The sequence below is a fragment of the Paenibacillus sp. FSL H8-0332 genome (assembly GCF_037963835.1).
Taxonomy (GTDB): domain Bacteria; phylum Bacillota; class Bacilli; order Paenibacillales; family Paenibacillaceae; genus Paenibacillus_AQ; species Paenibacillus_AQ rhizoplanae.
Window position 1 is genome coordinate 1,228,656 of sequence record NZ_CP150145.1, and the last position, 24,101, is coordinate 1,252,756.

At 41.6% G+C, this 24,101-nt stretch carries 17 protein-coding genes and 2 pseudogenes; 17 read left to right on the top strand and 2 right to left on the bottom strand.

Annotated elements, in window-relative coordinates:
- The first annotated feature begins 237 nt into the window (after positions 1–237).
- From NST43_RS05450 to sigK (NST43_RS05525), 16 genes and pseudogenes are all read left to right on the top strand, one after another.
- Positions 238–789 carry a TetR/AcrR family transcriptional regulator C-terminal domain-containing protein gene (locus tag NST43_RS05450; RefSeq protein ID WP_339223004.1) on the top strand — a complete coding sequence of 184 codons (552 nt, stop codon included), beginning with the start codon at positions 238–240 and terminating at the stop codon, positions 787–789.
- A 135-nt stretch (positions 790–924) separates the two neighbouring features.
- Complete coding sequence (locus NST43_RS05455) at positions 925–1,575, top strand: GNAT family N-acetyltransferase (protein ID WP_339223005.1); 651 nt, start codon at positions 925–927, stop codon at positions 1,573–1,575.
- A 140-nt stretch (positions 1,576–1,715) separates the two neighbouring features.
- Positions 1,716–2,525, top strand: coding sequence for a protein phosphatase 2C domain-containing protein (locus tag NST43_RS05460; RefSeq protein WP_339223006.1), 810 nt, complete (start codon positions 1,716–1,718; stop codon positions 2,523–2,525).
- Positions 2,526–2,569: 44 nt separating this feature from the next.
- Complete coding sequence (locus tag NST43_RS05465; RefSeq protein WP_339223007.1) at positions 2,570–5,818, top strand: DEAD/DEAH box helicase; 3,249 nt, start codon at positions 2,570–2,572, stop codon at positions 5,816–5,818.
- 128 nt (positions 5,819–5,946) lie between these two features.
- The gene (sigK, locus tag NST43_RS05470) at positions 5,947–6,648 is read left to right on the top strand and encodes an RNA polymerase sporulation sigma factor SigK (protein WP_173130774.1); all 702 of its coding nucleotides are present in this window, start codon (positions 5,947–5,949) and stop codon (positions 6,646–6,648) included.
- Between the two features lie 171 nt (positions 6,649–6,819).
- Positions 6,820–7,143, top strand: coding sequence for a hypothetical protein (locus NST43_RS05475; protein ID WP_339223009.1), 324 nt, complete (start codon positions 6,820–6,822; stop codon positions 7,141–7,143).
- Positions 7,144–7,207: 64 nt separating this feature from the next.
- A pseudogene (gene sigK / locus NST43_RS05480) lies at positions 7,208–7,714 on the top strand (RNA polymerase sporulation sigma factor SigK); the annotation flags it as partial.
- Between the two features lie 339 nt (positions 7,715–8,053).
- Positions 8,054–8,539 carry a hypothetical protein gene (locus NST43_RS05485; protein ID WP_339223010.1) on the top strand — a complete coding sequence of 162 codons (486 nt, stop codon included), beginning with the start codon at positions 8,054–8,056 and terminating at the stop codon, positions 8,537–8,539.
- A 50-nt stretch (positions 8,540–8,589) separates the two neighbouring features.
- Complete coding sequence (locus NST43_RS05490; protein ID WP_339223011.1) at positions 8,590–9,015, top strand: hypothetical protein; 426 nt, start codon at positions 8,590–8,592, stop codon at positions 9,013–9,015.
- 44 nt (positions 9,016–9,059) lie between these two features.
- Positions 9,060–10,235: a cysteine desulfurase family protein gene (locus NST43_RS05495; protein WP_339223012.1), complete on the top strand. Its 1,176-nt coding sequence runs from the start codon at positions 9,060–9,062 to the stop codon at positions 10,233–10,235.
- A gap of 30 nt (positions 10,236–10,265) precedes the next feature.
- On the top strand, positions 10,266–10,763 hold the full coding sequence (locus NST43_RS05500; protein WP_339223013.1) for a hypothetical protein: 498 nt from the start codon (positions 10,266–10,268) through the stop codon (positions 10,761–10,763).
- An 86-nt stretch (positions 10,764–10,849) separates the two neighbouring features.
- Positions 10,850–12,589 carry an ABC transporter ATP-binding protein gene (locus NST43_RS05505; protein ID WP_339223015.1) on the top strand — a complete coding sequence of 580 codons (1,740 nt, stop codon included), beginning with the start codon at positions 10,850–10,852 and terminating at the stop codon, positions 12,587–12,589.
- Between the two features lie 123 nt (positions 12,590–12,712).
- Positions 12,713–13,132 (top strand): hypothetical protein, encoded by a 420-nt coding sequence (locus NST43_RS05510; protein WP_339223017.1) that lies wholly within the window; start codon positions 12,713–12,715, stop codon positions 13,130–13,132.
- Between the two features lie 443 nt (positions 13,133–13,575).
- Positions 13,576–14,274, top strand: a complete 699-nt coding sequence (locus NST43_RS05515; RefSeq protein ID WP_339223018.1) for an ABC transporter ATP-binding protein — start codon at positions 13,576–13,578, stop codon at positions 14,272–14,274.
- Positions 14,268–18,302, top strand: a complete 4,035-nt coding sequence (locus tag NST43_RS05520; protein WP_339223019.1) for an FtsX-like permease family protein — start codon at positions 14,268–14,270, stop codon at positions 18,300–18,302. The genes NST43_RS05515 and NST43_RS05520 overlap by 7 nt, the downstream gene beginning before the upstream one ends.
- A 57-nt stretch (positions 18,303–18,359) precedes the next feature.
- Positions 18,360–18,861: pseudogene (sigK, locus tag NST43_RS05525) on the top strand (RNA polymerase sporulation sigma factor SigK); the annotation flags it as partial.
- Between the two features lie 60 nt (positions 18,862–18,921).
- On the opposite strand, the gene NST43_RS05530 reads toward sigK (NST43_RS05525), so the two are convergent.
- Positions 18,922–19,770, bottom strand: a complete 849-nt coding sequence (locus NST43_RS05530) for an AraC family transcriptional regulator (RefSeq protein WP_339223021.1) — start codon at positions 19,768–19,770, stop codon at positions 18,922–18,924.
- Positions 19,771–19,909: 139 nt separating this feature from the next.
- Here NST43_RS05530 and NST43_RS05535 point away from each other — a divergent pair, with 139 nt between their 5' ends.
- The gene (locus tag NST43_RS05535; RefSeq protein ID WP_339223022.1) at positions 19,910–22,993 is read left to right on the top strand and encodes a glycoside hydrolase family 2 TIM barrel-domain containing protein; all 3,084 of its coding nucleotides are present in this window, start codon (positions 19,910–19,912) and stop codon (positions 22,991–22,993) included.
- 47 nt (positions 22,994–23,040) lie between these two features.
- On the opposite strand, the gene NST43_RS05540 is transcribed toward NST43_RS05535, so the two are convergent.
- Positions 23,041–24,018 carry a nitronate monooxygenase gene (locus NST43_RS05540; RefSeq protein WP_339223023.1) on the bottom strand — a complete coding sequence of 326 codons (978 nt, stop codon included), beginning with the start codon at positions 24,016–24,018 and terminating at the stop codon, positions 23,041–23,043.
- Positions 24,019–24,101: the final 83 nt, after the last annotated feature.

Below are 24,101 nucleotides of genomic sequence, written 5' to 3' on the forward strand. Positions count from 1 at the left end.
CTTAAGGCAGCCGCTAGAAGATGTTTCCTATCTTACGGGAAAGGCTTAACACAGGGATAAATAAAAGGGGGAAGAACCCGGGGAAAAGATAAATAGGAGTTAAACTTTTTATAAACTGAAAGTCCTCCATGCCGCTGAGTCATCCTTCCGCCGGGAGACAGGCATACAGTCTTGCTATTCCCCTGGTTCGGGCTGTAGAATAGAAGCATTTACTCAAACCGCAGGGGGAGCTAACAAGTGTCTGAAGAGGATATCCGCATCACCAAGAGCAGGGAAGCGATTGTTAAGGCGATGGAGACTTTACTTGAACAGAAGCCTTTCCGCAAAATCACCGTAAATGATCTATGCCGGACAGCCGTCGTAGGTCGCACCACATTCTATGCCCATTTTGAGGATAAATATAAGCTCATCTCCTATATTCTGCAGCAGGAGCAGCAGGGACTGGAAACCATCCTCCTGAGTGACTCGCCCCCGGAGGAGCTGATTCTGGAGGTCCTGCTGGATATTCGCGGCAACAAGAAGCTGTATCATAATCTCTTCGTCGCCGAAGCCTCAGATGAGTTAGAGAAGCTGCTCCAGGATACGTTCACCAGTTTTTTTACCAATATACTCACAGTCTGCCAGGCAGAAGGTGTGCAACTCGCCAGTAGTTCACTGCCGCCTCTGCTCGCTTTTTATTCTTCCGGCGTGGTCGGCATGATCATGTGGTGGATGGAGACCGATTTCTCCATGCCGCCGGAGGAAGTCACCTCATGTCTGTCCAATCTGTTCGGCTTCCTATGGAAATAGGCCGGCTACACTATCCGTTAACGGACACTTTGCCCTGCATTGTTCGTTAACGGATATTTTGCTTACGATTGTGTATTATCAGGGGTCTGCGGGATAGATAGAATTTAAATAAAAAGAACCCAGGAGGGAACCCGCATGATCACGTACAGAAGACCAAGACCCGAAGAATTGTCCGCAGTAGCCCGCCTCAATGCCCTGTCTTTTGCAGATTATCCGTTATGCCGTGAGATCCGCAGCGAATTCAGAACCGGGGAGAGGTTTGTAGAGTTCCTGACCGAGGTTTTCAAGGTATACATTGGGGCCTATTATAAGAAGAGTATCGTCTTCGTAGGAGAAGAGAATCAGCAGATTAAAAGCTGCGCAATCATCGAACGCCCATACAGTAAGGGAATTGGGATATGGGACTATCTTCATGCCGGTGCACTCGGGTTATTCAGAACCGTCAGTATCCCAAAGGTGCTTAGATTCCTGAAGACTCTCAATGAAGGCCATGAACCCAGCAAGGCGCTCAAAAAGCAGTCCTGGTTCCTGGAATCCCTGGCTGTAGACCACTCCTCCAGAGGCCAGCAGCTCGGGAGCAGAATGCTTCGGGACTGCGTGATCCCCTATATTCAAGAGCAGACCAAAGGGAAACCGCCTGAATCATTTGTCACCTTCACGAACAGTGAAATCAACAGAAGATTCTATACCAAAAACGGATTTACAGAGTTTGACTATACCTCCATTAAACGAAAAGGAATCACCATTGGTAACTGGAGCTTCAAGATGTCGGTGGTAACGGGGTAAGTCCCATTTAGATGTATAATAAATATGGAAATGTGAAAAAGCAGCAGGAGCAATTGAAAAAATTGCTTCTGCTGTTTTTTTGATGGGGAATGAGTATAGTAGATACATAGAATCCGGCAAGCCGGGACAGGGAGATCAGCATGGAGCATGAAGTACATACGTTCAGCTGGGTGGGCAGCGAGGAGAGGTATCTGGATCATCCAACTACATATGCGCATGAGAGGATGGTTATCGGCCGGTACGGCGGGAACACGGCGGCGAACGCTAATAAAAACGAAGATGGAGCCTATGTGTTAAGTGAGCCGGACGGTGGCTGGGAGTTCGCAATGCTCTTGGATGCGCACCATACGGCGGAAAGTGCCGAACTGCTGGTCCGCACAATCGACAATGAAGCTGATGAGATCATCAGGCTGCTGTCGCTGCCGGTTCAGCAGGCGTTCCGGGAAGTGGAGGCTTTTCTGCTGGCGATTTTCCAATCAGAGTCGTTCCTGAATCAGTGCAAGCAGGTAACAGGGGAGACCGCATGTCTGATCTGTGTTCGGATGGAGAATTATCTCTGGTGGTTCTCGGTAGGAGATAACTCGCTCTATGTACTCCATCCTGAGCTGGCTGCCCGCGGGCAATATCTGCTGAATCAGCGTAATTACTACGAATGGATCGGCTTCGTCAACACCTTCGCGCAGCCTGTTGCCTGTTATTCCTCGGGCATCCGTGAGCTGCGGCAGGGGAATAACATCATCGTGATGACCACGGACGGTCTTTTGGAGGTTGGAGCAAGGGTAATGGAGGACCCGCGCAGGCTGTATGAAGCTTTTACGGGTAGAGAGGATCTGGAGGAATGTGTGGACAAGGTATTAGCGGGTGTACATGAGCAGTTAGGCCGGGACAGTGCTACGGTTGTTGCCTGGAGCTATTATAATAGTAGAGAAGCGGCGATGCCGAGTGATTAGATATAAATGATGAAGATGAATTTTATATTGAGAAGGTGCTTAATATGAAGATTACAATGAGAGCAATTAGAGACTTCTGCGGAACTGAATTTTATAACCGGGGGAAGTCTTATTATGAACAGGGGTGTGTCCGCAGCCTTACCTTCTATCCGGATGATAGCAGCTATGGTGCACAGGTGAAGGGAAGGAAAGTATATGAGGTGAATATTGATATTTATGACCGTACCGATACCTTCAAAGCAGACTGTTCTTGTCCTGCCTTTGAGAACTATAGTAACTGTAAACATGTGGCGGCAACACTTATTGCTATACACATGCAGCAGATTAAGGAGCCTACCGATGCACAAGCTGCTCCATCCAGACGCGTAAACAAGTCTAAATACAACCAGATGGAGCAGCTTATTTCTTCTTTTCAGAAATCAGTTCTTACCAGAGAGAGTGAGCCTGTGCTATTCGGTCATGCAGATTCGCTGCAGTTTGAGTTCACGCTTAACGTTCATGGTGGTTACAATAGCAATCCGCACTTCTCCGTTGAAATGCGTGTGGGAATCAAACGTCTGTATGTAGTGTCCAAAATAAACGAGTTTCTGGAGCATTTCGAGCAGCGTAAGCCGCTATACTTTAAGAGTATATTTACCTTCGATTCTGAAAACCAGCATATTAATCCTACGGATATGAAATTCCTTGAACTGCTGCTTCTAATGAAAAACACTGAGAAAATTTATAGAAATGATCTCCCCAGCTATCATAATAGCTCCTTAAAGGACGGGAAAACAATTGTCGTCACCCCGCTGGCCTGGGACAAGCTTAAACTGCTTTTTTCAGAGGTGAATGTCATTATGGGGCGATCGGGGAACCCGGGAATTCGGGCTGAGCTTGCAGGAAAGGCACCTCCGCTTGAATTTACGATTGGACCAGGGCAGAAGAAGGACTACGTTCTGTCAGCTTCAGCACTGGATAAGCTGATGTTGTTTCCAGACTACTCCACTATGATCATGAACGGGAAGATATATTCAATAAACAGTGATGTTATAAGCATGATTTCACTATTAAGGCAGCAGTTTGCGGCATCGCAGAACATTGAGATTGCTCCCGCACAAATCGAATCGGTCGTACAGCAGGTGCTCCCAGCCTTAAGAAAGCTAGGGAAAGTAAGTGTGGAACAGGCAGTAAGCGAGCGAATTGTGGAACCTGAACTGCAGGCTAAGCTGTATCTGGATTATGCGGACGGTACCTTAACGTTCCGGCTGGAATTTCATTATGAGGAGATTGTGATCAATCCGCTGGAAGAGAACAGTGTAGATGCAGCACGCAAGCAGAAGATCCTGATCCGGAATGTGCAGCAGGAGAACAAGATCATTGCTATTCTGGACCATTCTCCACTCAGGCGGGAACAGCAGCACTGGGCTTCAGTTAGTGAGCCGGTCATCTACGAGGCGTTATATGAGCTTGTGCCGGTTTTGGAAGAGGTTGCTGAGCTGTTTGTCACCCCTGCTGTTCAGAGACTTGTACAAGAGCGTAAAGCATTTCCCAAAGTGAAAGCGGAGCTGAGCGAAGGTCTGGATTGGCTGGATATCTCTTTTGAGCTGGAGGGCTTGAATGAGGAGGAGACCGTTCGGGTCATGCAGGCGATTGTGGAGAAAAGGAAGTATGTCCGCCTGCGCAGCGGGGCTTTTCTGCCTATTGCCGTGGACAGCTTCAGCGAATTCGGCACCGTTGCCGAACGGCTGAATCTCAGGCAAAGGGATCTTAAACACTCGGTAATCCGCCTGCCCTCCGTACAAGCTCTTCAGCTTCCAGAGCGGGGCCATGGCTTCAAGCATACGAAGTGGGGCAAGTCCTTACGGGAATTCCTGGACCAGCTGCGGGAGCCGGACAGTCTGGAATTCGAGCTGCCCGCTGAGCTGAAGCCGGTTCTCCGCGATTATCAGGCCCGAGGCTTCCAGTGGATGAAGACATTGTCGAAGTTCAGGTTCGGCGGAATTCTGGCGGATGACATGGGGCTGGGTAAAACCATCCAGAGTATTGCTTATATCTGCTCCGAGCTGGCTGAGATGCCGTCCAAGGTACAGGGGAGAGCTCCAGTGCTGATTCTGTGTCCGGCTTCCTTAACCTATAACTGGAGCCATGAGTTCGCCCGGTTTGCACCAGCAGTTAACGTATTAGTGGCGGCAGGGCAGAAGGAGGAGCGCAGCGGACTGCTGGAGAGTAAGGCTATGGAAGAAGCGGATGTGATCATTACCTCGTACCCTCTTCTCCGCAGGGATATTGATCTGTATTCCGGCACAACCTTTCATGCGTTAATTTTGGATGAAGCCCAGGCGATCAAAAACTCGGCCTCCCAAACCGCCCAAGCGGTTAAATCGCTTAAGGCTGCACGGAAATTTGCGTTGACGGGCACGCCGATCGAGAATTCGGTGGATGAGCTGGAAGCTATTTTCAGCACCGTCTTCCCGGCGCTGTTCACCGGACGATTGACCTTCAAGGAGCTGCCTGCCGGACGTATCGCCAGCATCGTGTCTCCCTTTATAATGCGGCGGCTCAAAAAAGAGGTTCTGGAGGAGCTGCCAGACCGCATTGATACTGAACAGCGTACGGAGCTGCTGGACGAACAGAAGCAGGTGTATCTTGCTTACTTAGCGAGGCTCCGTGACGATACCGAACAGGATTTGCTTACGGACGGATTCCACAAGAGCCGGATGAAGATACTGGCGGGAATCACCCGTCTGCGGCAAATCTGCTGCCATCCTTCCCTGTTCCTCGAAAATTATACAGGCGGCTCCGGCAAGCTGGAGCAATTGCTGGAGACCGTGCAGGAATGCCGCGATTCGGGCCGGAGAATGCTGGTGTTCTCGCAATTCTCCAGTATGTTGGCGTTGATCCGGCAAAGCTTAGACGATGCGGGGGTCCAGCCCTTTTATCTGGATGGCTCGACTCCGGCCAGAGAGCGGGTGGAGCTGTGCAGGCGTTTTAACGAAGGAGAAGGAGAAGTCTTCCTGATCTCGCTCAAAGCAGGCGGAACGGGTCTTAATCTGACCGGTGCCGACACCGTTATTTTATACGACCTGTGGTGGAATCCGGCAGTAGAAGAGCAAGCCATTGGAAGAGCGCACCGGATGGGGCAACGGAATGTGGTGCAGGTGATCCGGCTGATCACAGAAGGCTCTATCGAGGAGAAGATTCTGGAGCTGCAGCAGCGCAAAAAGGATCTCATCGAAGAGGTCATCGAAGCTGGCGAGAACAAGACCACCCGGCTGTCGGAGGAGGATATCCGTGAGCTGCTCCGGGTGTAGGAAGCCCGTACCTATTTTCCCCGTACATGCACTTCTAGGCACCTACCCACATACAATAAAAGGACCATGAACCCGTTGTTCTCCTTGCTGACCGGTTTCATTGTACATGTGCGGGAGGTGTCGCCAAGTTGCCTGGAATCATAAGCACGATTGCGCTGCTGATCAAAGAACTGACGCTGCTGGTATCTTACGTAAGGAACAACGCTTTTCCCCAACCTCTATCGGAGCAGGATGAGAGCAAATACTTAGGGATGATGGCCGAAGGAGATGCCAAAGCGCGAAACCTGCTGATTGAGCATAACCTGCGGCTGGTTGCCCATATAGTGAAGAAATTCGACAACACAGGCGAAGATATGGAGGACCTGATCTCCATCGGCACCATCGGCCTGATCAAGGCCATTGAGAGCTACCGCCCGAACAAGGGCACGAAGCTGGCTACTTTTGCGGCTAGATGTATAGAGAACGAAATCCTGATGCACTTACGCTCGCTGAAAAAGACCCGCAAAGACGTATCCCTCCACGATCCAATCGGAACGGATAAGGAAGGTAACGAGATCACCCTGATCGATATCCTCGGTTCAGAGGCCGATGATGTGATCAAGGAAGTTGATCTTAAAATCGAGAAGAGCAAGATTTATCGGAACCTGGATATATTGGATGAACGCGAGAAGGAAGTCGTGGTAGGGCGATTTGGTTTGGATACAGGCGGAGAAGAGCGGACGCAGCGGGAGATTGCGAAGGACTTAGGAATCTCCCGGAGTTATGTGTCGCGGATTGAGAAGAGGGCGCTGATGAAGCTGTATCATGAGTTTTATAAGGTGAAGCGATGAGGTAGGAAATTGCCTGTAGGAATGAGATGTTAGATGTCTCGATCCTGCAGGTTATTTGTGTTTTTTTTTATAAAAAATTCCAAAATCACTGAATTATCTGTGTAGCTTGAAGCAGATATAAATTGCACTGCACCGTGGTATACTCGAACTATAAGTGGAAATGAGGTCAGTGTGAACATTGATCCTGATGCACTAGCCCGCAAAATCAATAATGGGAATCCTGAAAGAAGTAAAGTATCTGCAGGAAAAGAAGCTATAAGAATAGCCAGGGAATGCATCCGAAATAAGTGGGACTTCACCGTGGAAACTACTTTAGTTGGTGGTAACGTTTTAAGGCAGATGAGGGACGCAAAGGAGCAGGGCTATAAAATCATTATGTTTTATGTGGGACTAGGTGATGTTCGGCTAAACGGGATAAAGTATCATTTAAATGAAATTCCCGAATGGACACAATTAATTGATAGACAATTACAAATTAAATATAAAGAAGCATAAAAACCAATTCGATCGGAAAGGATCGTAATTGGTTTATTTTTTGACATCGTATCGTGTCCATAACCTCAAGAAATTCGACAACACCGGCGAAGACATGGAGGACCTGATCTCCATCGGCACGATTGGGCTGATCAAGGCCATCGAGAGCTACCGCCCGAACAAGGGAACGAAGCTGGCTACTTTTGCGGCTCGTTGTATAGAGAATGAGATATTGATGCATCTCCGTTCGCTGAAAAAAACCCGCAAGGACGTATCCCTCCACGATCCGATTGGGACAGATAAGGAAGGCAATGAGATCACGCTGATCGATATCCTCGGCTCCTAGGCAGATGATGTGATCAAGGAAGTGGATTTGAAAATTGAGAAAAGTAAGATCTATCGTAACCTCGATATTCTGGATGAGCGGGAGAAGGAGGTCGTCGTGGGCCGCTTCGGCTTGGACACGGGAGGAGAAGAGCGGACGCAGCGGGAGATTGCGAAGGACCTGGGGATCTCGCGGAGCTATGTGTCGCGGATTGAGAAGAGGGCGCTCATGAAGCTGTATCATGAGTTTTATAAGGTGAAAAGGTGAAACGCAAATCAATTAGTTTTGCTAACAATAGAGTTTTAAAAAGCAACTTATCGGTGGATGAGTTGCTTTCGTTTTGTTGTGGGATGATGGATTCGGTTGTTGTGTAAAATTAATGCCGTTTCTACATTCTCAGAGGCAGAAAGAAGATCCTGTAGAAATTGGATTAACGCTGCTGTATCTACCCTTTTCTAACTCTTAATAATTTGATTTTTTTTCATTGACATATAAAAAGGGTAATAGTAATATTATGACATGTAAATAAAAGTTAATATAATGAAAAATAGATATCATAAGTATTTATTTGGATCATATGTTTCTTTAAACAAGGAGTTGTTTAATTTGGTTTATTTTTTAAGTTTTTTTGGTGCTCTAATAACATTGTTTTTATTGATATATATAAAATGGGATTTTGGCCGCCTCTCTATAAGGAGAAAGGCATCCGTTCGAAATAAGCAATATGAGCTTGAGAGAGGTCAGAATTTCCCTATTGTTTTAACCTCTAATAAGGATGCTGTAGCATTATTTTTATCGGCTAGTTGTTTGACCTGTCATGAAGTTATGGAAAATTTCAATGCTTTAAGACAAAAATGGTGTGATATGGAGTTTGAGTTGTTCATTCGCGGAAGTGAGGAGGAGATTTTATATCTGATAGACAAACACAAAATTTCTACTCACTTCGTTAAACTTAATGAAACAGACAAGAAAGTATACGGTGTAAGGGTATTGCCCTATATGTACTATATTTGCAGAAATAATAAGGTCTTATCGGGAGGGATTATAAATGAAATAAAAGATATAGAAAAGATTATTTCTCTTGGTACATAGACGTTGAAATAGTAGTTTTTAAAAGCTTTTGTGAGGAGGATGAAATAAGGATGTTTGAAGATAACTTAAGAATTAAGAAGTTAGTTCCGCAGAAACAGTTTTTAAATGATAAAAACAAAAAAAAAAACATATTTAATAGTAAGAAAGAAACTTTGTTAATCTTTCTTTCTACATACTGTATTCGTTGCCTTAACCTTCTGCCTAATATAAATAAGCTAAAGTCACTACCTAATGTATCCGTGCTTCTCTTCACTGACGGAGATAAAAGCGATCATTCTGATATAAAAAAGATGTATTCTATAAAATTTGACATGATTTGTATTGATGAGGATCAGTTAAGTGAAGATTTTCATGTTAATATCCATCCATTTTTTATGTTAGTTGATACGAAGGGAGAGATTTATCATAAAGGTGAGTTGAAAACTATAGAAGACTTAATAGATCAGATCAGTACATTGAATCAGTTCACTGACTAGTTAGTTTTTAATAGCAAATTTTTTAAAGAGAGAAGAGGAAAAAAATGAGGCTTCTTTATCTGGATTACTGTGCTTCTGCTCCTATCCACCCAAAGGTATACGAGCATTACATAAAAGCATCCAAAGAATTGTATGCAAATCCTTCTTCGGCACATCAGTTAGGATTTGAATCTAACGGAATCGTAGAAGAGGCGAGAGAGGATATAGCAAGTATTCTAGAAATTTCACCGAGAGAAGTTATCTTTACTTCTGGAGCAACAGAAAGCAACAATTTAGCGATTATAGGAGTCGCTAGAGCAGCGAGAAAGAGTTCAACTGAGAAAGTACATATTATTACTTCAGTGATTGAGCATTCCTCTGTCTTCAATTGTTGCAAATATCTAGAGGAGGAAGGTTTTGAGATTACTTATGTGCCTGTTGATATGGATGGTAGGGTCAGCGTTGAGACAATAAAAAATTCAATTAAAAGCAATACTATTTTGGTTAGCATTATGCATGTCAATAATGAAACTGGTACAATCCAACCCATAGACGAAATTTCCAAAATGATAAAGGGTAAGGGGAATATTTTCTTTCATGTCGATGGGGTTCAAGGATTCACTAAAGCTGCAATAGATTTAAGTGACATAGATCTTTACACGCTTTCAGGTCATAAAATAGGGGCTGCGAAAGGAGTAGGTGTTCTAATCGTTAAAGAAAATATTAAGTTGAAACCTATGATATTTGGAGGTGGGCAGGAAGCTGGGCTGAGGTCTGGAACAACTAATGTTCCAGGTGTTATTTCATTAGCAGAAGCGATAAAAATAGGGATTTTGGAGAAAAACGAAAAAATGGAATATATAAAAAAATTAAATGCGTTTATAGTTGATGGATTAAAAAGTATACCTGGTATTGTAATTAATAGCCCGGGAGGAGAAATTTCATCACCCCATATCTTGAACATCTCTTCTACAGAACCAGGGTTAAATTCAGCGATCATATTAAATCTACTTTCAAAGAAAGGCATTATTGCCTCATCTCAGTCGGCTTGCTCATCGAAATCCAATAAGCAAAGCAGAATTTTGATGGAGATGACAAACGATACTCTCATCTCTTCAAATAGCGTTAGATTTAGTTTCAATGAATCAGTAAACCGGGAAGATGCAGAGTACTTACTTGACTCGCTTGAAAAAATTATTATTCAGGTTAGAAAAAATGGAAGGTTTGCTGTTTCTATCTAGAAAAATGATGGGATTGTGAGCTTATTGCTAATGATTTTTTTTCTTTCAATTGTTCTGTTGTTGGCTTTGATTTTTATTATCCTTGTGTCTAGGAAGATAAGTTACGTTCTTCCTATGGTAGAGGAAAAGAAAAAATTTCAAAAGCCTCTGGATAATACCTTAAGTCAGTATAAAGTGCATGACTTGATTGACTTGCCGGATGACTATCGTAACTTTCCATACATAGTATTGATATTAAGTGCTACTTGTGGTGAATGTGCTTTAGCGATAGATGAGTTATTAGATGGAAATAAGGAGATAAAGGCCAAACTTATTGCTTTTCTGCTAGATGATGGAAGTAGTAAAGCGATGAAAGATTTTCATGATTTATTTGATAAGCAAATTACGATCATTGATATTAGCCTTGAAACATTTTATAAACTGAACTTAAGCACAATTCCAAGCTTTTTGATTATTGATGGAACTGGTCAAATTGTTTCGAAGAAAATCACTATGAAGGCTACAGTGATAAGATGGAAGGAATTATGACATGAAGTTGAATTGGTATCCAGTGTTGTTGAGGGGAGAAAGCGATGGATTTCAAGACTATCATACGTAGCAGTAGATACGTATGGATGAAACGGAAAAGTTTAATTTATACTTCTGTTCTTTTTAGTCTCATATTTGGAGTGCTACCTTATTTCAATTTACTAACAACAAAACATTTACTTAATGAAATAACTGAATTGTTTACAAATGGTAACCATGTTTTTTCCACAATTATTCTATTGTTATGTGCTCAGTTTATTTTGCAAGTGGTGAGTTTCGCATGTAGTTACATTCAACAGTATTTGGAAAAAAAAAATATTACTCTGCTTGAACATAGCTTAAGACTTGATGTTTTCAATAAATTAAATGAGATGCCTTTATGTATGTATGATGATCCTGAATTCCATAATCACTTAAATAGAATAAACAGCAACCTAGGAACCAGATTCTGGGAACCGCTGAAGAATTTCTCGGGTATGATTAGTGTTGTAATTACATTATCTTCTTATGCTGTGATTTTATTTTCAGTTCATTGGTCGTTAATTATTCTTTGTATTGTGGCCTCTATTCCTTCTTTTATTTTGTATTCTTTTCTTGAAAAGAAGAGGTACAAATTTAACGTCAAGAATGTTCTTTTGAGCAGGGAAATCAATTTTATTAATGGTATTTTAACTGAACGGGATAATGTCAAAGAATTAAAAGTCTTTGCGTTAGGAAGATACTTTCAGGAAAGGTGGAGTCAGAAATATTTAGAATATACTAAAGGGATAAATAATTTGGACAAGGAACAAAGTAGATCGAGAATGATCTTAGATACAATTAATTCAGTTTTTTACATATTATTCGCGGTTTTTCTTGTTTATATAATAAAAAGAAACAAAAATATGCTTATCGGTAATTTTGTAATAGCTAATCAAGCTCTCATTAATACTCAAACTTCTTTAAGGCAATTGTCAAATTTTTTTTCTGAAACAAAAGGAAATGTACTATTTTTGAATGACTATTTTGAATTTTTGAATATTCCTATTAATGAGAAGAATATTATCGCTGACGAAAAGGTTGAATACAGGCAAGAAGCACCCTATATCTGTTTCAAAAATGTTTATTTTAAATATAAGAATCAAGGCACATATACATTAAGAGACATCAATCTTTCAATTAATCAAGGTGAGAAGATTGCTATAATTGGCGAGAATGGTTCTGGAAAAAGTACTCTTCTCAAATGTTTAGCTGGTCTATACACGGAGACTGAAGGAGATATTCTTCTGGAGGGTAGAAAGATCCGTGAAATGCCTGAAGATGAGATTCAGGATAAATTCTCAGTTATTTTCCAGGATTTTATTAAGTACCCTTATTCTATAAAAGAAAATATTATGTTTGGAAATATACAGAACTCAAATGATAGCGACATTATAGAGGCTGCTCAACACTCCAATATACATAGCTTCATTAATGGTTTACCTGATGGCTACGATACGTATTTAGGTAACTATTTAAAGATTGGAATTGATTTTTCAGGGGGGCAATGGCAAAAATTAGCTATTTCACGTGCGTTGTTCAAGAATTCAGATATATTAATTCTTGATGAACCAACCTCATCATTAGATTCAAAATCGGAAATTGATATTTATAACCATTTATTCAATGTGATAGAAAATAAAACTATCATATTTGTCTCGCACAGAATAGCTGCGGCCAGAAATGCGGATAAAATAATTATGATTAAAGACGGTGTAATTCTAGAAGAAGGCAATCATGAAGCACTATTAAATGCAAGAGGAGAGTACTATAAGCTTTATCATATGCAATTAAAGTACATCAACTAATGTCATTTTTTCAAGGAGAAAACCATGAATAATTTTTTGTTGATCTCTAACATAATTCTATGGGTTGTTGTGTTGATTGTAATCATATTGATGTATTTCTTAATAAGAACGATAGCTTCATTTGTGGACAAGTTTACGGATAAAATCCCTTCTACATCCGATTTAGCCGGAATAAAAACGGGGGACTTAATTCCAAAGTTTAAAGCTAAAAATCAAAGAAATGAAATTATTCTATCCAGCAATTATTACGGTAAAAAATTGGTGTTTTTAAGCGACGAATGTGGAACATGTGTAGAAGTCTTGAAACGTATGAGTTTGTATACCAATCTCAATGATTTCCTTGTTATCAAATCAATTTCATTTGGAGATAGTTTAAGTGATATAGAATATCCAATTTCAATTATCAGATCTAAAAAGATTATTAAATTATTTGGTGTAGTAAAAGTGCCTACAATTATGACTGTAAATGATGCCGGAAGAGTAAGTGGCATTGATGAACTAACACACATGGATAATTTAGTATCTCTTCTTAGGTTCTCATAATTTAATATGCTGAAAGGAGGTGAAGAAACGTATGGATAAGAAACTTTGGATTACATAAATTTGTGAATTGAAGATATTAAGTAGTTAAAAAAACTTAAAAAAGGATGAGATGATTATTATGAGTATGTTATCCAAAGCTTTGGGAATTCAACCGAGGGTAGCAATTTGTTCTTGTACTGTTACAAAAAATCTCTGTAAAACAAGTTATTTGACTTGTGATGGTTATACCAATTTCAAGCACAAATCCAGTGTTCAAGTAGATTGCACTACAGGTGAGGAATGTTCAAGTTGGAGAATTGAAGGATGTTGCTATTAATTTTGGTAGTAGGCTGGGTATTATAGCTTAGTTATACGAAGCTCTTTGATCATAGGGCCCTTAGGTGTCATTCATGCCTAAGGGTCAGTTCCATTTTGTATTAAACCTAATGATAAGAGGTGCAAAAATGACCATTATACTTCAAGATGTGAATAAATCCTACAAAGGGAAAGGGATTGAGACACAAATTTTGCATAATATTAATGCTACGTTTGACCGTAACGATCTATCGGTGATCGTAGGCGCATCAGGCTCAGGAAAATCAACTCTTTTAAATTTAATTGGTACATTAGATAGCCCTACTTTAGGAAAGATAGAATTCGATTGCATTGACATTTCTACATTAAAAGGAAAACAAATGGCGGATTTTCGCTTTGATAATATAGGTTTTATATTTCAACAATTCAATTTAATTCCTTCGTTAACGGCAATTGAAAATGTATGCTCGCCGTTCTTCGGCAGGCGTACATTAACTGCTTTTAAAAAAAGGGCGATGGATTTACTAGAAATAATGGGTATTCCATCTAAAGCTAATTTTATGCCATCCCAATTATCCGGCGGCGAACAGCAGAGAGTGGCGATTGCCCGTGCTCTAGTAAACGAACCTAGTTGGTTACTAGCTGATGAACCAACCGGCAACTTGGATTCCAAGAACAGTGAAATTTTTTATCAAACTCTACATCATATAAAATCAAACCTTGGCTGCGGAATAATTGTTGTAACTCATGATGCCGTACTTGCAAGCAAGGGGGATTGTGTCATTGAAATCAAGGACGGCCGAATAATTGATCAAGAACGGGATGTCGTGGGAGCTCCGCTATGTTGAGAACATTATTTTCATTTTGGCGTTACTATAAAGAAAGATTGTTGACTATACTTGTAGGACTATTAATTGTAAGTTCAGGCTTAGGTTTCTTAACAGGGCTATCAGAATCTAATAAAGGTACGGTAGTATCAACCTTACAAAATAAATGGAAAGTTTCCTATCATATTCTCGTTCGCCCTGTTGGAACAACGATAACAGATCCACTGAATCAATTATTGGAACCGAATATTCAATCAGGCATTGCCAATGGAATTACAATGGATCAATGGGAACAAATAAAACAAATCTCTGACATTGAGATCGCAGCTCCGCTTTCTATTGTTGGTTACAGACCACTAATATTCAAGTTGAACGCAGAGGCAGGGCTTGATGAATATGGGATTTACCGTGTTCATCAAGAGGTTATTGCAGACAATGGTATGCAGCAACAGTTAGTATCATCAGAAAATCACTATATAGCTTACGGTCCTTGGGAAGGAGATGATGCATTCACAGAATACGGTGTCTCTGTCTCAGGTCTTAATAATTCTAAAGCCCAATTTGCTGAAGATAATGTGTTATTGGTGGGTATCGACCCTTCCGAAGAAAATAAATTGGTCGGCCTTGATCAAGCCTTGGTTTCTCTTCCACAGGGCCAGAGCAGATACTTTAACAACACTGATTACTCCAAGATGGAACAAGAAGATCATTATAAAGTGATCCATTTGCCTATTTTGCTCAGCAATGGAAGTTTGGCAAAGAAGACGTATACCTACAAATATGAGAAGCTGAACCTGCCCTTTAATGATAATCAAAAAGCAGTGTCCACCATGCAGAGGATTAAGGAAATGGGGGGCAAAAATTATTTGGATGATGTCTCGGCATCTTCGCAAATCATGCATTCCTATACATCGGACCAGTTGCTTCCACAGATGATCTCAAGCCTGTTTGATGCGGAATTGCAGTTACAGCCAGCAAGAACCTTTCAAAAACCGATGCCGCTCTTATATAATGCAGTACTTTCTCCATATAAAGATAGATGGGAGAATGCTTACGAACTGAAAAGTTATACAACAAACGACGAAATGGTCCAACAATCTTTCCCTGAGTTCTATCGTTCTTATGAAACACCCGTTGATTCCAAGACTAAAGCAGCGTCTAATCATTTTATGTTAATACCTAATTACATCGGTATATATGATAGTTCCAAGCTTCAAATCAAAAGTGATATTGATCAGCAATTTCCTATGGACACCTACAATTCTCCCATAGCAAAAGCTGTGCTCGACCCCAAAGGCAGGCCTATAAACCCGCCGGTCACAATTCGTTCCATTAATAACCCGCTCGGATTTATGAGTAATCCACCTATGATGATGACTACTATTGAGGCTGCTTCGCAGATTATCGGTGAGCAACCTATATCTGTAATTCGCGTAAAAGTGACAGGTATTGATAAAGTTAATGATCAAAATTATAAAAAAATTGAAAAAATTGCCTCAGAGATTCGGGAGAAAACCGGATTACTAACAGATATAACTTTTGCTTCGGCCCCGGAGCCTGTAATCATCCATGTTCCAACCAGCAAAACTCAGACAAAACTTGGGTGGATCGAAGAGTATTGGATTAAGCTTGGAACGAGTATAACTTTACTAAATGAAGTCACAGCCGGTTTCTCGGGCATGGTGGTTCTAATCCTTCTTGTGGCCCTTATATATGTATTTGTCAGCAATACAATATCTTTTCTTGTACGTAAGAAGGAAATCGCGATTTTGCTTTGTTTAGGCTGGAGAACAGGCCAAATACGAAGAATGCTTCTGCTGGAAGCCATAATCCTCGGTTTGTTTGCATCTCTTGTAATATGGAGTATACAGGGATACTTTATCTTCTTCCAGGAGCGGGATGTTTCCATTGTTAAATTCATATGCATTGGACTCAGTGGCATGTTCATCTACATAATTGGTGCTGTAGCACCGCTAGTTATGGTCAATACAATCCGGCCGATATCAGCTATTCATTCCGGAGAACACTCTGAAGCTTCGAGGCGAGTGATTCCAGTACGGGGCCTGTTCGGGCTTGCGCTGGCTTACTTCAATGGAAGATTAAAGAGGAATCTGCTCTCCGTACTCTCTATGACTCTTCCGACAGTTCTTTTAACGTTCTTTATATTTGTAACCGTACGCCTCAAAGGAACTTTTTATTCATCTTGGTTTGGGCAGTATGTTGTGGCAAAGGTCGGGGTTCTTCACTATATTACAATAGGAATAACATTATTCATTGCTATACTAACCATATCAGAAATTATATGGCAGAATATATCTGAGAGAAAAGATGAAATATCCATACTAAAAGCCTTAGGCTGGAGAAATGGTAATATTCGCAGATTAATTTGGTTGGAGGGGACTTTAACGGGGGCAATATCCGGTATCGTATCGTTTCTCATCAGTCTTGTTGTAATTATTATCATTTACCGAAAGTTCCCTGCATCTGAATTAATCGAATTAACCCCTGCGCTAGTTGTTCCGTTGGTAGGAGGTTTGTTAAGTTCAATTATCCCTGCTGAGAGAATTGTACATATGTTAACTAAGCCTGGGGTGATGCAAGCTAATGAAGGGCCGAGTCTATGGAGTAAAATAATGAGTGGGGCAATCGTACTGAGCAGTTTATTTTTTCTCTTGATAACTGTTTTTACAGCGATACATGTAATTGGAAGGGGAATAACGACACAGCCAATTTATACAGATACTGCGGATGTAACTCAAAAAATAAAGGAAGAGCCCTCAACTCAAATAACGAATGAAAACCGGGCTGAATACCATTTACAGTTAACAATGAATGAGCAGAAGACCTTTAGTGTAGACGCCAAGATTACTGTTTCGAATCTGTCGTCAGACGATTGGAATCAGCTTGTCTTCTACATGATTCCAAATGTTTTTACACAAAAAGATGACTTGAAGGTTTTTAAAGCAGATGCTTACTTTTCAATTGAAAAAGTGTTGGTTAACGGAATTGTGGCTGAGTATTCCCTAGTGGGAGATACGCTGCAAGTATCTTTATCGGGACAATTACATCCTGGTGTCGCGGCAGACGTACAGATATTGTATAATTTCAGGGTTCCACAAGAAGGAATTCGTCTTACTCAAATTGAGGAATCCTTTGTACTGGCACAATGGTATCCAATGCTGGCGACTTATCAAAATAGTGCGTGGAATAAGAAGCCTTACGATTCTAAGGTAGAATCTTATTTTACTGATTTTAGTGACTTTTATGTAAATTACTCCCTTCCTGGAGAATATCAGATCATAAGTTCAGCAGATTCAGATCCATTAGCCCCTGTTACAAGCGGAAGCATTGAAGCTAAGCGAATCAAGGAAATGACGATTATTCTTTCGAGAAAATTGTCCATGATAAGTGATAACATCGAGGGTATTAATGTAAGGGTATGGGGGGATGAGAATAAAGGTGTAACAGAGCAGTTAATGAAAGAATCACTGGAAAAGGCTGTTAATGCATTGGGATACTTCCAAACCGAAATAGGAGGTTATCCTCATAAACAAATAGATATATTTCTTGGGGGAAAACTATCAATGGAGTACCCGGGTCTGGTAACCGTCTATCCAAATGGTCATTGGGAGCATTCGCTTGTGCATGAACTGGCGCATCAGTGGTTCTATGGTGTGGTCAGCAATGATCCTTACATCGAAGGTTATTTGGATGAAGGCATGGCCGAACTAGCGACCTCCTTATATTTGAATGATTTTACGTTTTCTGAAGATTTTGAGAAGTTGAGGGAGGGGAAAGTAAAGTATTCCAATTTACCATTGAGTGATTATAGTGCTGGAGAAACAGGTGTGTATCTCTATTCTCAGCCTGTGCTAAAAATGAAAAGCCTGTTCTGCAAATATGACGTTGATGGGATGAACTTTTTGAAGGATTATTTTGAGTTTTTCCAATACAAGCAAGTAACCACACAAGAGTTTGTTAACTTTACGGTTGATTATTTTAAAATGCAAGACAAAACTTTTTTTGAACAGTGGCTTGATTTGAGATAGGGAAAATTAAAATAGCGGAACTTTCGTTGCTTTTTTACATCGCATCGTGTCCACAACCTCAAGAAATTCGACAACACCGGCGAAGACATGGAGGACCTGATCTCCATCGGCACGATTGGGCTGATCAAGGCCATCGAGAGCTACCGCCCGAACAAGGGCACGAAGCTGGCTACTTTTGCCGCCCGTTGTATCGAGAATGAAATCCTGATGCACCTCCGGTCGCTGAAAAAAACCCGCAAAGACGTATCCCTGCACGATCGGAACGGATAAGGAAGGCAACGAGATCACCCTGATCGATATCCTAGGCTCTGAAGCGGATGATGTGATTAAGGAAGTTGATTTGAAGATTGAGAAGAGCAAGATTTATCGTAACCTGGACATTCTGGATGACCGGGAGAAGGAAGTCGTGGTCGGGCGTTTCGGCCTGGACACTGGCGGGGAAGAGCGGACGCAGCGTGAGATCGCGAAGGAGCTGGGGATCTCACGGAGTTATGTGTCGCGGATTGAGAAGAGGGCGCTGATGAAGCTGTATCATGAGTTTTATAAGGTGAAGCGATGAGAGAATAATCAATTTCTAAAGCAACTTGTCTGCGGATGAGTTGCCTTTTGTTGTTCAGACTTAATTTTGAACAGGTTTTGTTTTACGGATATATCGTCCTGGAGATACCCCTTCTGACTTCGTAAATTGTTTGGTGAATGAATATATATCCCCGTAACCCAGACTAACGGCTACGTGTTTGATGGGAAGTCCGGAGAGCAGCATCATTTTGGCCTGTCTCATTAAATGCTCAGTGTGGTATCGTTTAGGGGAAATCCCCGTAGTATCTTTGAAAAATTTTCGAAAGTTCTCGTAGCCCATATTCACGGCAGCAGCCACTTCCTGAATATCAAAGTGAATATCATTGGAGACACTAATCAGCTCGCAGGCTTTTGTTATTTTACTATCATTTTCATTGCTATGAGCATTATGAATGCTACTGTGTAATCGGATAATCAAATCCTGAGACTTCATCAGCAGGGAGGGAAGACTTTCATCTGTTGCACTTTTCAAGGCTTTCAGCAAGGAAACAAAATCAAAGAAAAAATCATTCGTATGCAGTGTCGATTGGACTTCCTTATCGGAATTAATAATTCCAAGTGTCTTTAAGTATGAATAGACAGGATACCCGACACTGATATAGAACTCGATCCAATTCCCATCTGGTTCAATTGCAGTAGTGTGCAAACGTTCAGGTAGACGTTGAACCAGATCACCTGCTTGCATAGGAGTAACGGTACCGTCCATAGAAATAAACGTTCCACTGCCTTGCAATACTACAAAACAGCTGTAATAGCCTATCTTAAAATCATATTGAGAACGCTCTGCTGATCTTTTTCGCATAAAGCCGCAAGATACAATCCCCTGATTAAAATCTTTGCCGATACAGCGGTAGATTACATCATTTTCATTAATGTCTTCAAAATTCATGTATTCACACTCCTACCAAAATGGATAAATGAAATACCATACTCAACATTTAATACAAGGGATTTTCCTTATATTATAGGGGTATCTACATTGAAAGATCAACCAATTAGAACAATGGATGGGAGTGTTATTTAAGCCAATGAAGCTAAGCAGAGATTGGGAAAATCAATATGTTACTCAAAAAAACCGTTATCCCATGCATGAGCCCTACGGAGTATACGAAACCGTTGAACAGGCTTTAAGCGGAGACCGGAGAAAGTCTAAATACGTAAATAGCCTGAATGGAATGTGGAAGTTTAAATTGTTTGGGTCTCCCGATGAAGTACCGGATGAATTCTATAGTCCTGAACATGATGTTTCCCATTGGGATCATATTCCGGTTCCTTCCAATTGGGAGCTTTCGGGTTATGGAAAACCTGTATACACCAATATGTTGTATCCCTTTGTTCAAAAAGGGGAGGGTTCAAGTCACGAAATTCAACTCAGGAATAATGAATACATTTTGAATCCGCCTCATGTGCCAGAGAGTAACCTTACCGGTTGTTATGTCCTTACGTTTGAAGTTGACGAACATTTTAACGAAAGGGATATATTTATCGATTTTGGAGGTGTAGAATCGTGTTTTTATCTTTGGTTAAACGGCAAAATGGTTGGTTATTCTCAGGACAGTAAGCTTAACGCTTCTTTTGATATCACGGATTACATTCAAAAGGGACAAAACCGTATAGCGGTTCAGGTGATGCGGTTTGGAGCCGGTACTTATCTGGAGGATCAGGATTACTGGCATCTCTCGGGGATCTACCGGGATGTTCTCATTTATGCAAAACCACGTATGCGCATTCATGATTATAAGATCGAAACCCTCTTTTCAGGGAATTACAACAATGCCGAATTAAGTGTAACGGTTTTACCTAATAATCAAGTGAATGGTTATGGTGAGGCCCATGTGCGGTTGTCCCTGTATGATAACGAACAGCAATTGGTTACTGAGTTTGAAACGCCAAAGTTTGCGGATTGTGATTTCTACCTGCGAGAAAAATATGTAGCAAAGGTTACGAAAACCATTTCAAATCCTCAATTGTGGAGCGACGAGAGCCCTTATCTCTATAAATTGGTGTTAGAAATGATTGATTTGTCTGGAAATGTAGTTGATATTGAAAGTGCGAATGTCGGCTTCCGTGAAGTGAATATCGATCGAAAAGGGGTCCTGAGAATTAATGGGAAGCGTCTCATTATACGGGGAACCAATCTTCACGCCTTTTGTCCTGAAACAGGACGAGCCGTAACAACAGAATATATGCGCGAGCAGATCAAGGTCATGAAATCGCTGAATATCAATGCGGTAAGAACAAGTCACTATCCGCACGCCATCGAATGGTATGACTTGTGTGATGAACTGGGTATTTACTTGGTGGATGAAGCCAATATTGAAACACACGGTCTTGGCGGCCAGTTAAGCGCATCCCCCGAATGGACAAATGCGTATATGGAACGGGCTACACGGATGGTTCTGAGAGATAAAAATCATCCATCCATTATTCTCTGGTCTCTGGGTAATGAATCCGGTTATGGAGCGAATCATGCTGCGATGTATGGCTGGATTAAGGAGTATGACAAAACAAGGTACGTTCAGTATGAGTCTCTGAATCCTCCGGCAAACATCTCCGATATTATGGCGCCTATGTATCCTCAGAAAGATTGGATCCTGGATGTCATGGCTGAAAGCGAGGATTTGCGTCCTTTTATTATGTGTGAATATGCGTACGCGAAAAGTAACAGTAACGGAAACTTTAAGGAATTTTGGGATCTCATTCATAAATTCCCGCGGTTTCAAGGAGGATTTATTTGGGATTTTCAGGATAAAGCGCTGGTTAAGCAGGATAAAGACGGAAATAAAAAGTATGTCTATGGCGGGGCATTCCAGGAAGAAGTTACTGATCCTGCACCTGATATGTGCCTGAATGGTATTGTTTTCCCAGATCTCACTCTCAAGCCGGCTGCGAATGAAATAAAAAATGTACAAGCTCCTATCCAAATGGATTACATGCCTGGGAATGATGGCTATCGAATTTATAATCATTACACGCATCGGGATTTAAGCCATTTGAATATGACATGGGAGCTGGTTTGCGATGGCGATGTGATGGAAAGCGGTAGTTTGCCTAAATATCACACAGCACCCGGATCCGTTGATAAGCTTCAAGCGCCATACGATTCGTCTAAAGTCTCCGGGGAAGCTTTTCTTAATTTCTATGCTTATTTGGACGAGGACACCTTCTATTCTAAGAAGGGAACCTGTATTTATGCCTGCCAGATAGAGATTAAGGATTCTGTGAATAAAGTGCATACCGGAGATATAGAAAAGGATAGCTTGAAGTATGATGAAACGACAAATGAAATTCGTATCTATAATGAAAATACAACAGTTCTTTTCTCGAAAAAAACGGCAGAGTTCATCTCTGTACGATACAATAACAAGAATTATTTCACGGGAGGAACCAATAACTTCTATCGCCCTCCAACAGGAATTGATGGAGGTATTCATCTCGAAACGTCCAATTATGCAGATGAATGGAAAGCTCTCGGGCTCCATTCCAATCACAAAGAAATCAAGAATATTCGGGTATTTGCAGCATCGGCTGCTGTTATCATTCAAGTTCATGGTATATATCATGGATGCATTGAAACCAAAACCAATTATACTGTCGGCGGCAAAGGGATAGAAATCACAAATACCGTTGTGAACAATGCCAAGGTCGATACCCTCCCGAGAATTGGGCTTAGCTTTAAGTTCTCTGATGCCTGGAAGAATATGAAATGGTATGGCCGCGGGCCATGGGAGAACTACGCGGATCGTAAATCTGCCGCATTCGTTGGAGTCTATGAGAGCACTGTAGAACAGCAGCACGTACCCTATATCTTACCGGTAGAATGCGGCGGTAAGGAGGATGTCCGGTATTTATATTTGTCATCCGAAGAACAAGCAGTAAAAGTATCGGCAGCGGGACATTTCCATTTCGATATTCATGGGCACAGTATTGAGCAATATGACAACGCCGCCTATGAAGATGAGCTGGGAAATTCAGATTCTGTTTATCTTAATATTGATTACAAACATGCAGGTCTTGGCGGAGATACCGGCTGGACTAAAAATATTCACGATCCCTATAAAATTAAGAAAGGTGTCTATGTTTACACGGTAACTATAGAAATCATTTCTTAAGAAAAACTAATAGGGGTAATGGCCTGTAGGGATGAGAGAATAACGTCTCATCCCTGCAGGCTATTTGTGTTTCTCAATGCCCTTTGATACTCACTCATTAAATTGTCGATAATCTGCTGGACGGACAAAATCTCTGTAATCTCATGGACTCTGGACCCGGCAAAAACCAAGCCGTTCTTAACATCCCCTCTAAGGGAAGTGAGCAGGGACTCCATTGTACAGAAGCGATGTGAACACACCTTTAGACAATCATAGCATTTGGCTATCTTTAATCTGGCATCATTACGGATGCTGTCCGTAAATTCATTGCGAATCGCTCTTCCTTCCAGACCCACAGTAGATTTGATCAGGACCGTATCTCCTTGCTGAGCATCTACATACTTTTGCTTGAAGGCCAAGGGGGCATCACACTCGTGGCTTGCCACAAAACGGGTACCCATTTGAACACCGGAAGCGCCCATCCGAAGGGCTTTTGCGATATCATCCCCTGTCAGAATTCCACCCGCAGCAATAACCGGAATCGAAACGGCCTCTAAGACTTCAGGAAGGATATCAAACATGGGTCTGTCTGTACCTAAATGGCCCCCGGCCTCGAATCCTTCTACAACGACTGCGGAGGCACCAAGTTTTTGGGAGATTCGGGCTAATTTGGCGGATGAAACAATAGTTACGACCGGAGTATCATATTCTCTGCCCCAAGCATAAATATCTCTAGAAATTCCGGCTCCGGAAATAATAAAGTCAACCTTTTCTTCCAAAGCAACCTTCATTTTCTCGGCAAAATCCTTCACTGCGAAGAGTACATTCACACCGACATAGCCAATTCCATTAGAGAGTTCTCTTGTTTTGCGAATATGTATTCTCAGCTCTTCAGCAGTGATTCCTGTACCAGAGATGGTGCCGATCCCGCCTGCATTGGCTACAGCAGCGGCTAGTCCGCTTAAGGATATACCTACACCCATTCCACCTTGAATAACAGGAACTCTCGATGTAATCTGTCCGAATTGGATTGTTGGAAGTTTCAATTACACACCTCTTTCGCAAGTTATTGACATATCGTAACACAGTTAAGTCTTTCCGGGATGTGACTGTAAACATGCTCAAACTA

Excerpts from the sequence above, each read along its gene's own strand:
- NST43_RS05460 (WP_339223006.1), top strand. The coding sequence starts at position 1,716 with ATGGAGCATGAAGTACATACGTTCAGCTGGGTGGGCAGCGAGGAGAGG.
- NST43_RS05515 (WP_339223018.1), top strand. The coding sequence starts at position 13,576 with ATGACCATTATACTTCAAGATGTGAATAAATCCTACAAAGGGAAAGGG.
- NST43_RS05530 (WP_339223021.1), bottom strand. The coding sequence starts at position 19,770 with ATGAATTTTGAAGACATTAATGAAAATGATGTAATCTACCGCTGTATC.
- NST43_RS05505 (WP_339223015.1), top strand. The coding sequence starts at position 10,850 with ATGAAACGGAAAAGTTTAATTTATACTTCTGTTCTTTTTAGTCTCATA.
- NST43_RS05535 (WP_339223022.1), top strand. The coding sequence starts at position 19,910 with ATGAAGCTAAGCAGAGATTGGGAAAATCAATATGTTACTCAAAAAAAC.
- NST43_RS05500 (WP_339223013.1), top strand. The coding sequence starts at position 10,266 with ATGATTTTTTTTCTTTCAATTGTTCTGTTGTTGGCTTTGATTTTTATT.
- NST43_RS05490 (WP_339223011.1), top strand. The coding sequence starts at position 8,590 with ATGTTTGAAGATAACTTAAGAATTAAGAAGTTAGTTCCGCAGAAACAG.
- NST43_RS05520 (WP_339223019.1), top strand. The coding sequence starts at position 14,268 with ATGTTGAGAACATTATTTTCATTTTGGCGTTACTATAAAGAAAGATTG.
- NST43_RS05495 (WP_339223012.1), top strand. The coding sequence starts at position 9,060 with ATGAGGCTTCTTTATCTGGATTACTGTGCTTCTGCTCCTATCCACCCA.
- NST43_RS05465 (WP_339223007.1), top strand. The coding sequence starts at position 2,570 with ATGAAGATTACAATGAGAGCAATTAGAGACTTCTGCGGAACTGAATTT.
- NST43_RS05455 (WP_339223005.1), top strand. The coding sequence starts at position 925 with ATGATCACGTACAGAAGACCAAGACCCGAAGAATTGTCCGCAGTAGCC.